We start from the raw sequence: 12,352 nt of genomic DNA, 5'->3' as shown, positions 1-12,352 counted from the left end.
CGAAAGCCAGGAGGAACGACTGCTCGAAGTCCGCCTCGCCTGCCCAGACATCGCCCGCGCATGCGACCTCGCGCGAGCCTTCGCCGACCTCGTCCGCCACCAACGCGGACAACTCCTGCTCGAATGGATCCGCCAGGCCGAGCAGGACGCCCCGAGACCAATGAGCGGGTTCGCCGGCTTCCTCCGCCGCGACCTCGACGCCGTCACCGCCGGCCTCACCCACGCCTGGAGCTCAGGCGTCGTCGAAGGCCACGTCAACAGGATCAAAACGCTCAAGAGAGCAATGTACGGCCGGGCCTCGTTCGAACTCCTCCGGACCCGCATCCTCACCCAGCCATGAGCTTCACGGAACTACGGTCAGATCCGAATTCAGGGATCTTCACCAGGGGAAGGGCGTTGATCGCCGCCGAGGGGATCCGATGTTCATGCGAGTTGCGTACGGGACATCACCTGCCGGGAAGACGCCCCTGGGCATCGGGCGCCCGGCGGCGGTATTCGTTGATCTTCGGGATCCTGCCGACTTCCCTGGCCCGGAAGTCACGGTGCCGGATCAGGGTCGGTGAAGTAGGCGTAGGGCTCGTCGGAGAGTCCGTCGTCGGCCGACAGCTGCATGCCGTACCGCACGGGATGACGCGGATAGAGGTACGGCAGCTCGGCGTCCGTGTCCTGGAAGTCCCCTGCCGCGTCGACGAGGTGGAGCTCCTGGCCGTGCCGGAGCGGCACGCCCTCCAGTACGGCCGGAACCGTCTCCTCGAAGCCCGCCCAGTCGATGGCCACCTCGCGCTCGGTCCCGCCCTCCTCGTCCGCGTCGCGGATGAACCGGCGCAGATCGATGTGGCCGGTGCGCCGGCCGTTCTCGATCAGCCACAGATCGGCGCTCTCACCTTCGAAATGCACATCTATCCAGCCCTGGCGCTCATCGGGATCCGGAGTGTCGAAGTACATGTCCTGCAGCAGCGCGCGGATGTGCTCGCGCTGGGCGTAGACGAAGAACAGACTCCAGTCGACCTGCCCGCGGTAGGTCTTCTCAAGGACATAGGCGCTCCGGCCCCGCGGCTCATCGCTCATGCCTGCCACCATGCCAGGCGCCACTGACAACGCGCCCTGTGATGGTGCGGGTGGGCTGTGGGGCAAAACCCGTTCGCTGCGCGGGAGTTGGCCGTCTGGGCGGGCGTCGCCGGCCGCGCGTACCGGCGTCGGCGCGATCCTTGGGGGCAGGCGTAGCATGGCTGTGCGGGAAACGGGGGAATTGGTCGTTACCGGCCGAAATCGCACAGTCACTCGGATGAATCAATCGAGGTGAGGGCGTATGGCCATGGCCCTCTCGCAGCGGTTCGGCAGAATCGCCGCGCTCACAGCCTTTTCGGCGGTCACCGTTTTCGGTGGAGCCACCCCTGTATTCGCCGCCGACCCGCCGCCGCCCCCGACTCATAGCCAGCCCGCGAGCCCGGTCACACCCCATGACACACCGGGCGGAAATGACTCGGGCGGCAAGAGCGGCAAGGATCGCAGTTGGGACGGGAGTGGTCGCTGGGTTAAGCCCGGCGCGCCCAGCAATCCCGGATTCATATGCGACAAGGAAAAATGCCGTAAGACGCGGCCGCATGCCCACCCCGCTCCTGCAAAGTTCAACTGCAAGGGCGCCATAAACTTCTGGATGCCGCAGCACAAATACGGTCCTGACGTCACCTGTCCCCACGGTTGAGCAAGGCCGGGCGTGAGGTCTCTCGTGCGCAGGTAGTGAGACCTGCCCGTACGTGGTGGCGTTGCTGTGCTGAGGGTTTCCGCTCTCCTGGTTGAGAGGAGGAAACTATGCGCCGCAAGCGTTGTCTCACGCTGCTTGCCCCGGTGTTCTTCGGGGCCCTCGTACTACCGCCGGCCGTAGCTGCTCAGGCCTCGGCTGCGCCGGCCCCGGGGAATTTGGCCATGGCCCCGTCGCAAGACGAACGTGGTTACGGCTACAACGACGGGTATTACGTCGGAAAACTGTGTGGTGACCGGCGCCACCCCGCACCACCCGATCTCAAGGGAGTTGTGCTGGCCAGATACGAAGCAAATTGGAGCCGCGGATACGCGGACGGTAAGACCGAAGCCAAGTGCGGCGAGAGGGGCAGGTACGTAGCGCCGCCACCTTCCGCGCCGAGTAAGCCGCCGCCGACGAACCACGGCGAGACTCCGCGGCACACACCGCCGGCCGGGGAAGGCACTACGGGAATGGGGCCGGGTACCACCACGCATACCCCGAGCACCCCCGGCCCTGCCCCGCACACGCCCTGAGGAATCGGCAAAATCCGGCGATCAGCGATCAGCGATCGGCAGTCAGCAGTCAGCAGTCAGCAGTCAGCAATCAGCGATCGGCAATCCGGAGTTCGACGGATGACGGGCGCCTGTTCACTGGAGAAGGAGAACGGGCGTCCGGGAAGGGGTGTCCCTCCCGGGAGATCTGAGGCGTGGCCTCCCCCACCCATCCTCCACCTATCGCCGACCTCCCCCCACCTATCCCCACCTGTCCCCCAATTAAGAGTTGCTCCACTTCGTCAGTCGAGGTACTCCACGTTGATCGGCGCGGTGTTGTTCTCCTGGTCCGGGTCCTGCGGATCGGATTCCACCACGGAGATCGTTCCTCGGGCGTCCTCGACCCGCTTGTCGATGCGGACCCGCAGCACCGGCGTGGTCATCCGGGGTGCGGGGCACTCCACCGGTCCGTTCCCGCCCTCGAGGTATCCGCAGAAGAGGAGCTCACTGGGCTCCCCCTCGCGATGCCCCTCCAGGCTGATGCCTTCGGGCAGGGTCAGCCGCGTGGCACCCTGGTAGCCGTCCGCGTCCAGCACCTCGACCTCGACCACCTGGCCCACCTTGCCCTTGATGGTGACCTCGGGAGCCCGTGGATCGTGGACTTGGGTGGTGGAGAACTCGAGTACGTCGTTGGCCATTTCGGCCTTCCAGTGCGCGGACGTGGCGAAATCGCTGCCACTGCCGTCTACGGGGCGGAGCCCGAGCGGTGCGCCGGTGCCCCGTGGGGCCGAGCCGGGCAGCAGTTCGGCGGGGGACAGCACGTCGTGGGCCCGGTACACGGCGTAGGAGATCCGTCCGTGGAGCGCCGACTTGCCGGCCACGGCCGTGGCCGGCCCATCGGTCTCGTACGCTCTCCCGACCGGCAGCGGACCGGAGAACTCGCACACCGCTTTCGTGGGCGAGGTCGGCTTGTCGTAACGGCAGTTGCCGTACCGCTCGCGCAGCGTCGCCTTCTCCGCTTCCACCACGATGACGAGGTCGTCGTCGACATCGGTGTCCCCCCTGTTGCCGAAGGCCGGCGTCAGCCTCAGCTCGGAGCCCGGCTTCACCTCGGTCCGCGGCTTGTCCTGGCGGGCGGTCAGCACGGGAGCTCCGACGACCAGTTGGGTGGTGTGACGGACGGCGGGAGCGTTGGCGCTGGTCGCAGTGATCTTCAGGCGGCCCGCCGGCCCCTTTGCCGCTCCCGGTTGCGCCTTGATGGCGAACGGTGAGAATTCCGCGCCCTCGCCCTGTTTGACGTCCCCCGGAGCACAGGTCATGGAGTCACCCGAGCGCTTGCACCCGTACCCCTTGTTCACCCAGTCGATCGTTGCCGTGCCCTTCAGGGCGGACAGGTCGAACGTCACCTTGACGTTCTTGACGATCAGCGGGTCCCCGCCCGAGGGCGGTTTGTTCGCCGCCAGGCGGATCAGATACTCGGTGGGCCGGTTGTCGGAGTCCGCCTCGGTGGACCGGGGAAGATAGTAGGTGTTCATCGCGTACCGGAACTTCAGTTCCGGCCGGTTGGACCGCTTCCCCGCTGCTCCGGACTGCTTCCCCGGCGCTTTGGACTGGTTTCCCGCTGCGCCGGACTGCTTCTCCGGGCCTTGGTCCGGCTGCTCGGCGCAGGAAGCCGCTGCCCCGCCGAGCGCGACCAGCAGGGCGGCCGTCCCGGATGCGACTGCCCGTCGCCGCCGTAGATCCCCTCGTAAGTCCTTCATGCATGACCAGACCGGACGGCGCGCGGAGCGGTTGGCCGCGGGACGGTTACGATCCGGGCTCCACGTGCGGGCTCACGCCACGAACTCACCCTGCGGGCTTGTTCACCCGGATCAGCGTCTGCTGGCCGTTGGCGACGAGCTTTCGTTCGCCGTCGGCCTGGACGCCGTATACCTCCAACTGGCAGACGGTCAGGGTGCGTCCGGACTTCAGGACGGTTCCGATCGCCTCGAGGTGTGCGCCGACGGCGGGCGCGAGCAGGTTGATCTTGTATTCGACGGTGAGGACGTCGCTGTCCTCGGGGAACAGCGTGTAGGCGGCGTAGCCGCCGGCGCTGTCCGCGATCGCGCTGGTGGCGCCGGCGTGGAAGTAGCCGTGCTGCTGGGTCACTTCGGGGCGGGCCGGGAGCACGATGTGCACGCGGCCCGGTGCCATGTGGGATATCCGCGCACCGAGGTGAGCCATCAGCCCCTGGCGGTCGAAGCTGTCCTGGATGCGCTCTCGCACCTCGGGGCTCGCCTGTTCCTGCCGCGTCGGGTCTGTCACGCGCTCTCCTTCGTCGGACATCACGGTCGGTGAACGGGGTGCGGCGGGTTCGTCAGCCGGCCAGGCGTTCCACCAGCAGCAACCCGCCGATGGCGATCATCATGGCACCGGAGACGCGGGTGACGGCCCGGGCCGCCGAGGGCCTGGTCTTCAAAACGGTGCGGGCGAGGACGCCGACGGCGAGGTAGACCAGGGCGCAGGCCGTCATGTGGAGCGTGCCCAGCAGCCCGGTCTGCGCGGCGGTGGGCCAGTCTCCGGCGGGGTCGATGAACTGCGGGAACAGCGAGAAGTACAACAGCAGCGCCTTGGGGTTGAGGCCGCTGATCCCGGCGCCCTTGAGCATGATCTGCCCGCGCGAGGAGGCCATGGCCTGCGTGGATGCGCCCAGGACGGCCGGCCGGCGCAGCACGCCCCAGCCCAGCCACACCAGGTAGGCGGCTCCGGCGACGGTCAGCGCGGTGAGAACGGTGGCCGAGCCGGCCAGCAGATCCACTGCCAGGAAAGCCGCCACGGTCGTCGTATCCATCGGTCGTTCCCTCTCGCACGCCTTGCTTCGCGAGGGAAGATTAGGTGCGATTCGGGCGGAGATGTTTGCGTTCTTGCCTCGTGATCGGGGGAGGTGGGGGAGAATTTTGTCCATGGATGCGCTTGACCGGAAGATTCTTACCGAGCTGCAGTTGGACGGCCGTCTGACGGTCACCGAGCTGGCTGGTCGCGTGCGGCTGAGCGTCTCGCCCTGCCACCGCCGCGTGCGGGACCTCGAACGCCAGGGCGCGATCCGCGGCTATCGCGCCGTCGTCGACCCGGCCGCCGTCGGCCTGAACTTCGAAGCCCTGGTCTTCGCCACCCTGCGCCGGGAGGACCCCGACACGGTCACCGCCTTCGAGGAGGCCGTGACCGCCATCGCGCACGTCATCCAGGCCCAGCGCCTCTTCGGCGAGCCCGACTACCTCCTGCGGGTCGCCACCGCAGACCTGCCCGCCTTCCAGCAGCTCTACGACCAGCAGCTCGCGAGGCTGCCCGGTGTCCAGCGCCTGACCTCCACCCTCGTGATGAAGAACGTGATCGACGACCGGCCGTTGCCGGAGGAGTAGCTGAAGGAGTAGCCGAAGAGGGAGCCGGAGAAGCAGGCACGGTCATGGACCTGGTCGTCATGGAGCTGCCGTGGACCGATCTGCCGGCTGCTGTCGACGGTGCGGGGAAGGGGTGCCCGGCCGATGGTCGGCTTCGGCCGGGCACCCCTTGGGACGAGTGCGGGCCCCTCTGTGGAGAGGGTGGCCCGGAGTCGCGGCAGGGTTACAGAGCGCGCGTGCGCCCGAGGAAGTACCTTTCGCCGCCCCGGCCGTCGTTGTCGATGTCGATGTAGAGGATGCCGGAGGCGCTGTAGGTGCCCCGCTTGGAGGTGCTCGGGCTGGCGCAGTTGATGTTTGCTTCTTCCCTGGCGTTGATCCGTGCTGTCATGTCACAGGATCCCCGTGTGGCCTCAGTGTTGCTGGAGCCCTTCCAGAGGGTCACGTGGATCCAGAAGGAGTCGACCTTGCGCTGGCCGCCTCCGTCCGTGACCCGGCCGTAACCCTGCGCGAAGTACTTTCCGCCGACCTTGTCGACGCAGATTTCGTACTCGACGTCGATGTTCTCGCCGGGCGTATCGAACTCCTCCGTCCAGTGTCCGGTGCAACGCTCGGTGGCCTGGGCCTGGGGTCCGGTGAAGACGGCCCCTCCCGCGGCCAGGGAGAGGGTTGCCAATATGGTGGCGAATCGCTTGAACTGACGTGGCATCAGGTGTACCCCCGCGGTCGCTGTCGCTAATGCTGCCATTTGCGCATTAAGGTGCGATAAGGCTATCCAGTCATGATCATGTCAGGCAATTCCGAGGGCGGTGCGCCGCCGCCGTGTCGTCGGCCACCTGGTTGCAGGCCGCGGCGCCGCGCCCGTCAAGCCGTCTTCGGCTCGTAGCCGTCCAGTTCGCTGCGCAGCGTCTGGCCCGGGAACGGCCGCTCGTACGGCTCCAGCAGCACCGCGCGCAGGCTGCTGAGCGGGTCGACTATGGGGCGTGCGTCGTACTCGATGCCGTCCTCGTCCTCGTAGTCGTCCAGTCGATCCCACGGGGGGATGACGAAGGGGTACCACTTCCATCGGAAGCGGCCCTTCCCGTCGGGGTGCACCTGCCACTGCGTCCCCCGGTGGTGGTTGTGGACCTCGCCGAGGTACCAGGCGGCCACCTGCAGGAACGCCTCGTCCTCCTGCTCCCGGAACTCCTCCAGCGAGGTGAACCTCTCCCGCACCGCCGCCTCCAGTCGATCCAGCGACTCGGGGGTGAAGTCCCACAGGCCACCGACCTCGTGCACCCAGGCCGAGAATCGGGACTGCTGCTCACGCAGCCACAGGGGCAGCACATCGTTCTCCGACCGCAGCACGTCCAACTCGCGTGCTTCGCGGATGTCCTTGGCGCTCCAGTTCCACCTACTCATGGACCCGACCGTAGCCGTTCGCACTGACATTCCCCGTGGCAACAGCCCTGCGGGAGGGCCGAGTTGTCCCCCGGTGTTCCGCAATCGGGGGCTTGGGCTGCTCGCACGTCGTATGGCGCCGACGGCGAGCCGTATTTGCGCGCGGGTGGTGGGGCGGAACTGGGGAACGGAACCGCCGTCGAATGGTCCATCGGATGGGCAGTGGCTTGGTCGGCGGGGTTGGTTGATTCGTTGATTGATTGGTTAATTGATGGGGGGTTAAGTGAATTCGAGTTGCTGGGCTGCGAGGGCGGTGGGTGGAGGTTAAAATGCAGGTCGGCGAATTCGTGGGGTGGCTGGTCGGTTGCGGTGTCCGTCAGAACGTGCGGGGACGCGGGAACGCTTCTAGCGTGAGAGGCATGGGAACTCAACAGACAACGCGAGACACGATCTACACCGTCGTTGAGGGCGATACGCTCGGCGCTATTGCCGCTCACTACAAAACCACCGTGAAGCAGCTTCAGATCTGGAACAACATTCCGAACCCCAACATAATCAAGGTGGGCCAGCGGCTCATCGTCCGGAAGGCGGCGTCTGGGGGAGGAGCGCCTGCGCCGACGGCTCCGGGCCTGGTTCCGTTCCCGGGCAAGGACTTCTTCACGAGCCTGCCTCCTACGGAGAGTCCCATCATCCTGAACATGGGGCTGCGCCTCGTCGAAGAAGACTGCGGCACCCCCTACGGGTTCAGTGGTCCCGGGCCCCGGTGGAACGAGAAGCACCGGCAGGCCTACTCCCTCTGGCAGCAGACATTGGGCTTCACAGGAGCCGACGCGGACGGCATTCCGGGGCGGACGTCCTGGGACCGCCTCCGCGTTCCGAGCCCGTCGCCTGAGGAGTGGGGCTCCGACTGAAGGATCCGACCGAAGGAACCGTCGACCTCCCCGCCGCGCAACGCCTGTGCGCGGCGGGGAGTCGATTGTGGGGCGGGGAGGCGATGGGGCGGCGGGCGAGCTGTTGTCGGTTTGCCCGGTCGGTATCGTGGGGGGACGAGGAGATGGTGCGGGAATGGGGGATCGGTAATTTCCGCCCTGGCCGTCTTCGGGGATCGGTGGAAAGCAGGTAGTGGTCGCCGTGGGTTTTCGTAGGGCGGGGGCAGTGGAAGAGGACCGTCGTGTGGTGATCCGGCGCGCCGAGCGGCGGGATGCCCGGCGGCTCACCCGGCTCGTGCGGAGTTCGGGGGCTTATGAAGGACGGTATTCCGCGATGGTCGAGGGATATCGGGTGGGGCCGGACTACATCGAGGCGCACCGGGTGTTCGTCGCCGTGCGGGAGGGCGTTCCCGGGAGTGACGGCGGCGGTGCGGGGGCGACCAAGGGGGAGCTGGCCGGGGAGCGGGTTCTCGGGTTCTATTCGCTCATCGTGGAGCCGCCGGAGCTCGATTTGATGTTTGTGGACGATCAGGCGCAGGGATACGGCATAGGGCGTCGACTGGTCGAGCACATGCGGGGCGAGGCGCGGCGCGCCGGGATCGACCGCGTACGGGTCGTGTCGCATCCGCCCGCCGAGGGCTTCTACCGCAGCGTCGGCGCCCGGCCGAGCGGAACGGTGCGGGCGAATCCGCCGGCGGTGATGTGGGACCGCCCGGCGCTGACCTTCGTGGTGGGGGAGGGCGCGTGAGCGAGTCGCGGTCGTTCGAGGAGCTGGTGGCCGAGGCCGCGGCGGTATCGGTCGAGGGCTGGGACTTCTCGTGGCTGGAGGGGCGCGCCACGGAGGAGCGGCCCTCGTGGGGGTATCAGCGGGCGATGGGCGAGCGGTTGGCGCGGGCGTCGGCGGCGTTGGACATCCAGACCGGCGGCGGGGAGGTGCTCGCCGGGGTGGCCGAGCTGCCGCCGCTGATGGTCGCCACGGAGTCCTGGCCGCCGAACATCGCGAAGGCCACGGCGCTGCTGCATCCGCGCGGGGCGGTCGTGGTGGCCGATGCGGACGAGCCGCCGCTGCCGTTCGGCGATGCGGCCTTCGATCTTGTGACGAGCCGTCACCCGGTGACCGTGTGGTGGTCGGAGATCGCCCGGGTGCTGCGGCCGGGTGGCACGTACTTCTCCCAACAGGTGGGCCCGGCCAGCGTGTTCGAGCTGGTCGAGTACTTCCTGGGGCCGCAGCCGGCGGACGTACGGCGGGCCCGGCATCCTGAGGACGCGCGCCGGGCGGCGGAGGAGGCCGGCCTGGAGGTGGTGGATCTGCGCGCGGAGTCGCTGCGGACGGAGTTCCACGACATCGGTGCGGTGGTCTACTTCCTGCGGAAGGTGGTGTGGATGGTCCCCGGGTTCACCGTCGGCGCCTACCGGGAGCGGCTGCGGGAGCTGGATGAGCTGATCCGCGGTGAGGGGCCGTTCGTGGCGCATACGACACGGTTCCTGATCGAGGCGCGCAAGGCGGTGCGGAGGACGGGGTGAGCCCGTCCTCCGCACGCGGGGCCCGCCCGCCGCTCACGAGAGCCCGATCAACTCCCCGTGCTCCGCGCTCCACAGGTCCTCGGTGCCGTCGGGCAGGATCAGCACCCGGTCCGGGCGGAGGGCCTCGACGGCGCCGGGGTCGTGGGTGACCATCACGATGGCGCCCGGATAGCCGTCGACCGCCGCCAGCACCTCGTTCCGGGAGGCGGGATCGAGGTTGTTGGTGGGCTCGTCCAGGAGCAGCACGTTCGCGCCGGAGTGGACCAGGCCGGCCAGCGCCAGCCGGGTCTTCTCGCCGCCGGAGAGCACCCGGGCGGGCTTGTCGGCGTCGTCGCCGGTGAAGAGGAACGAGCCCAGGACGCGGCGTGCCTCGCCGTCGGTGAGGTGGGGCGCGGCGGCGGCCAGGTTCTGCCGGATGCTGGACGCCGGGTCGAGGGTGTCGTGTTCCTGGGCGAAGTAGCCCAGGCGCAGACCGTGGCCGGGGACGACCCGGCCGCTGTCGGGGGTCTCCTGCCCGGCGAGGATGCGCAGCAGGGTGGTCTTGCCCGCGCCGTTGAGGCCGAGCACGACCAGCCGGCTGCCCCGGTCGACGGCCAGGTCCACCCCGCCGAGCACCCGGTGCCCGCCGTACGCCTTGGTCAGGCTGATGGCGCCCAGCGGCGTACGGCCGCACGGCGCGGGCTCCGGCAGCCGGATCCGGGCGGTCTTCTCCGTACGCCGGGCCGGTTCCAGGTCCGCCAGCAGCCGGTCCGCGCGTCGCGCCATGTTCTTCGCGGCGACGGCCGTGGAGACGTGGGAGCGCATCTTGTCGGCCTGGGTGCGCAGTGCCGCGGCCTTGCGCTCCGCGTTGGCCCGCTCGCGGGTACGGCGTCGTTCGTCGGCCGCGCGCTGGGTGAGGTAGGCATGCCAGGTGGTGTTGTGGACGTCGATCGTGGCGCGTGTGGGGTCGAGGTGGAGGACCCGGTTGACGATCCCGGCCAGCAGGTCGGTGTCATGGCTGATGACCACCAGGCCGCCCCGATACGACGTCAGGAAGGCGCGCAGCCAGGCGATCGAATCGGCGTCGAGATGATTGGTGGGCTCGTCGAGGAGCAGGGTGTCGTGGTCGGCGGCCAGGATCCGGGCCAGCTCGACGCGGCGGCGCTGACCGCCGGAGAGGGTGCCGACCGGCTGGTCCATGACCCGTGGCGGCAGCCCCACACCGGCGGCGATCCGGGCCGCCTCGGCCTGTGCCGCATAGCCGCCGCCTGCCTGGAAGTCGGCCTCGGCGCGGACGTACGCGGCCATCGCCCCCCGCTCCTGGGACGCGTCGCCGGCCCGGGCCATCGCGTCCTCGGCGGCCCGCAGCGCTCGTACGGCACGGTCCAGGCCGCGTGCGGAGAGGATGCGGTCGGTGACGGTGGTGTCGGGGTCGGCGGTACGGGAGTCCTGCGCGAGGTGCCCGAGGGAGCCGGTGCGGGTGATGTCCCCGGCGGCCGGGCGGTGCCGGCCGGTCAGCGTGTGCAGCAGGGTGGTCTTGCCCGCGCCGTTGCGGCCCACGAGGCCGATGCGGTCGCCGGGGGCGATGTGGAAGGAGAGGTCGGACAGCAGGAGTCGGGCGCCGACGCGTACGTCGACACCGCGCACGGTGATCACGGAAAACGCTCCGGAAGGAGAGAGGGAGGTCTGAGAACTCGGAGGGCAGCTGCCGCTGTGCGTGCGGAGGCCTCGGCCGGCACGCGCCGGGTGCGGCTGCGCGCCCGCGGCTACGCGTGACACGCCTGGGTGCGGACACACCGGTGGCGTGGAAGCGAGTTTCCGAGCTAAGAGATCCGGGGCGTAGACATGGTGGGGAGGGTAGCGGGGGCGGGTGGCGGACGCAGCCGATTTTCTGCGCGACCGGGGGCGGTCCTGGGCAACCTGCGTGTCGGGCGAGGCGCCGGGTCAGTCCTGCCGGTCCCGCCCGTCGCGCCGGTCCCGCCGGTCCCACTCGCGCCGCGCGGCCGATGCGACCGTCGCCCGTGCCTCCCCTTCGGGCAGGCCGGTGTGGCAGGCGGCCTCCGTGAGCCGTGCGGCGAGTTCCTGCCCCAGGCCGGACTCGTAGGCGCGGCAGGCGGCCCAGAAGAGGCGGGCGTTGCGCTGGCCGTCCGGTGAGGTGCGGACGAAGCGTACGAGCGCGGCGGCGGGCTGGGCCGGGGCGCCGGGCGGGGATGGGCGGTGGGCGGGCGGGGCCGGGGCCGTGAGGAGGGCGAGCAGGGCGCGCGGTGCCGGGGCGGGGCGGAGCGGGGTCTCCGGCGCGAGGACGTACCGCCCCCGGGTGGTGAGCGAGCCCGGGCCGACCAGATAGCCGCCCGCACCCCGGACGTCGATGCCTGGGGCGAGCCGGCCGACCGAGTTGGGGACGGGCGGGGACGGCGGGCCGGTGAACCACAGATGGCGTCCGCCGCTGGGGGTGCGCACGACGACGGTGGGCGGGATCACCACGCCGTGCGCTTCGGCGAGGAACCGGAGGGCGGTGAGGCCGTCGGCGCCGTTCTTGGTGTCGAGGTCGATGCCGATGAGGTGGTGCGGGGGCCGTCCGCAGGCGATGCCGTAGCCGGTGGCCCAGGGGGCGGCGGCGAACAGGCGGCGGACGGCCAGGGGGTCGGTGCTCGCGTCGTGTACGCCGTGCCCGATACGGCCGCACCCGCCGCGGCAGGGCGGGACCTCGGGGTGGCCGCGGTGCGGGGAGCGGATGGCGGGGAGCTTGCCGCGGGTCAGCGGTATGACGGGGTAGCCGCGCTCGGCGGCCAGCAGGGCATGGGCGAGCGCGGCGCCGTGGGCGTCGGCGGGGGCGGCTGTGCGGGGTTCCGGCGGGAGGGCGGTGGGCGGCTCGGCATGGCGTCGGTGCATGGCCATGGCTCCATTTTCGTACGAATGTTCGATGAAGGG

General features: G+C 69.5%; 14 protein-coding genes. 6 read left to right on the top strand and 8 right to left on the bottom strand.

Annotated features, from left to right (window positions below):
* Positions 1 to 340 (top strand): transposase (locus AC0680_RS07380; RefSeq protein ID WP_478625709.1); only part of this gene is annotated, 340 nt, incomplete at its 5' end.
* A gap of 197 nt (positions 341 to 537) precedes the next feature.
* Here the strand turns inward: AC0680_RS07380 and AC0680_RS07375 are convergent.
* Positions 538 to 1,068 carry a hypothetical protein gene (locus tag AC0680_RS07375; RefSeq protein WP_478625708.1) on the bottom strand — a complete coding sequence of 177 codons (531 nt, stop codon included), beginning with the start codon at positions 1,066 to 1,068 and terminating at the stop codon, positions 538 to 540.
* A 241-nt stretch (positions 1,069 to 1,309) separates the two neighbouring features.
* Here AC0680_RS07375 and AC0680_RS07370 point away from each other — a divergent pair, with 241 nt between their 5' ends.
* A complete protein-coding gene (locus AC0680_RS07370; protein ID WP_478625707.1) occupies positions 1,310 to 1,705 on the top strand; it encodes a hypothetical protein in 396 nt (131 codons plus the stop codon).
* Between the two features lie 832 nt (positions 1,706 to 2,537).
* Here AC0680_RS07370 and AC0680_RS07365 read toward each other — a convergent pair.
* The 3 genes from AC0680_RS07365 to AC0680_RS07355 all read right to left on the bottom strand — a co-directional run bounded on the left by AC0680_RS07365 (position 2,538) and on the right by AC0680_RS07355 (position 5,065).
* The gene (locus tag AC0680_RS07365; RefSeq protein ID WP_478625705.1) at positions 2,538 to 3,770 is read right to left on the bottom strand and encodes a hypothetical protein; all 1,233 of its coding nucleotides are present in this window, start codon (positions 3,768 to 3,770) and stop codon (positions 2,538 to 2,540) included.
* 310 nt (positions 3,771 to 4,080) lie between these two features.
* Entirely contained in the window at positions 4,081 to 4,560 is a 480-nt protein-coding gene (locus AC0680_RS07360) for a PaaI family thioesterase (RefSeq protein WP_478625703.1), read from the bottom strand.
* Between the two features lie 31 nt (positions 4,561 to 4,591).
* Entirely contained in the window at positions 4,592 to 5,065 is a 474-nt protein-coding gene (locus tag AC0680_RS07355; protein WP_478625702.1) for a LysE family translocator, read from the bottom strand.
* Positions 5,066 to 5,177: 112 nt separating this feature from the next.
* Between AC0680_RS07355 and AC0680_RS07350 the strand changes: the two genes are divergently transcribed.
* The gene (locus tag AC0680_RS07350; protein WP_478625700.1) at positions 5,178 to 5,633 is read left to right on the top strand and encodes an Lrp/AsnC family transcriptional regulator; all 456 of its coding nucleotides are present in this window, start codon (positions 5,178 to 5,180) and stop codon (positions 5,631 to 5,633) included.
* A gap of 202 nt (positions 5,634 to 5,835) precedes the next feature.
* Here AC0680_RS07350 and AC0680_RS07345 read toward each other — a convergent pair whose 3' ends face one another.
* A complete protein-coding gene (locus AC0680_RS07345; protein ID WP_478625699.1) occupies positions 5,836 to 6,318 on the bottom strand; it encodes a hypothetical protein in 483 nt (160 codons plus the stop codon).
* A gap of 155 nt (positions 6,319 to 6,473) precedes the next feature.
* Complete coding sequence (locus AC0680_RS07340; RefSeq protein ID WP_478625698.1) at positions 6,474 to 7,010, bottom strand: hypothetical protein; 537 nt, start codon at positions 7,008 to 7,010, stop codon at positions 6,474 to 6,476.
* Positions 7,011 to 7,408: 398 nt separating this feature from the next.
* On the opposite strand from AC0680_RS07340, the gene AC0680_RS07335 reads away from it, so the two are divergent.
* The 3 genes from AC0680_RS07335 (at position 7,409) to AC0680_RS07325 (ending at position 9,442) form a co-directional block, all read left to right on the top strand.
* The gene (locus AC0680_RS07335; protein WP_478625696.1) at positions 7,409 to 7,900 is read left to right on the top strand and encodes a LysM peptidoglycan-binding domain-containing protein; all 492 of its coding nucleotides are present in this window, start codon (positions 7,409 to 7,411) and stop codon (positions 7,898 to 7,900) included.
* Positions 7,901 to 8,162: 262 nt separating this feature from the next.
* Positions 8,163 to 8,666 (top strand): GNAT family N-acetyltransferase, encoded by a 504-nt coding sequence (locus AC0680_RS07330; RefSeq protein ID WP_478625695.1) that lies wholly within the window; start codon positions 8,163 to 8,165, stop codon positions 8,664 to 8,666.
* Positions 8,663 to 9,442 carry a class I SAM-dependent methyltransferase gene (locus AC0680_RS07325; protein WP_478625693.1) on the top strand — a complete coding sequence of 260 codons (780 nt, stop codon included), beginning with the start codon at positions 8,663 to 8,665 and terminating at the stop codon, positions 9,440 to 9,442. The genes AC0680_RS07330 and AC0680_RS07325 overlap by 4 nt, the downstream gene beginning before the upstream one ends.
* Before the next feature lie 33 nt (positions 9,443 to 9,475).
* On the opposite strand, the gene AC0680_RS07320 is transcribed toward AC0680_RS07325, so the two are convergent.
* Both AC0680_RS07320 and AC0680_RS07315 read right to left on the bottom strand, forming a co-directional pair.
* Complete coding sequence (locus tag AC0680_RS07320) at positions 9,476 to 11,077, bottom strand: ABC-F family ATP-binding cassette domain-containing protein (protein WP_478625691.1); 1,602 nt, start codon at positions 11,075 to 11,077, stop codon at positions 9,476 to 9,478.
* Between the two features lie 288 nt (positions 11,078 to 11,365).
* Positions 11,366 to 12,313 (bottom strand): bifunctional DNA primase/polymerase, encoded by a 948-nt coding sequence (locus AC0680_RS07315; protein ID WP_478625745.1) that lies wholly within the window; start codon positions 12,311 to 12,313, stop codon positions 11,366 to 11,368.
* Positions 12,314 to 12,352 lie beyond the last annotated feature (39 nt).

Source organism: Streptomyces sp. NPDC043738, assembly GCF_056436545.1.
Note: the sequence above shows the minus strand (reverse complement) of the source record. Positions and strands in the feature narration are given on the sequence as shown.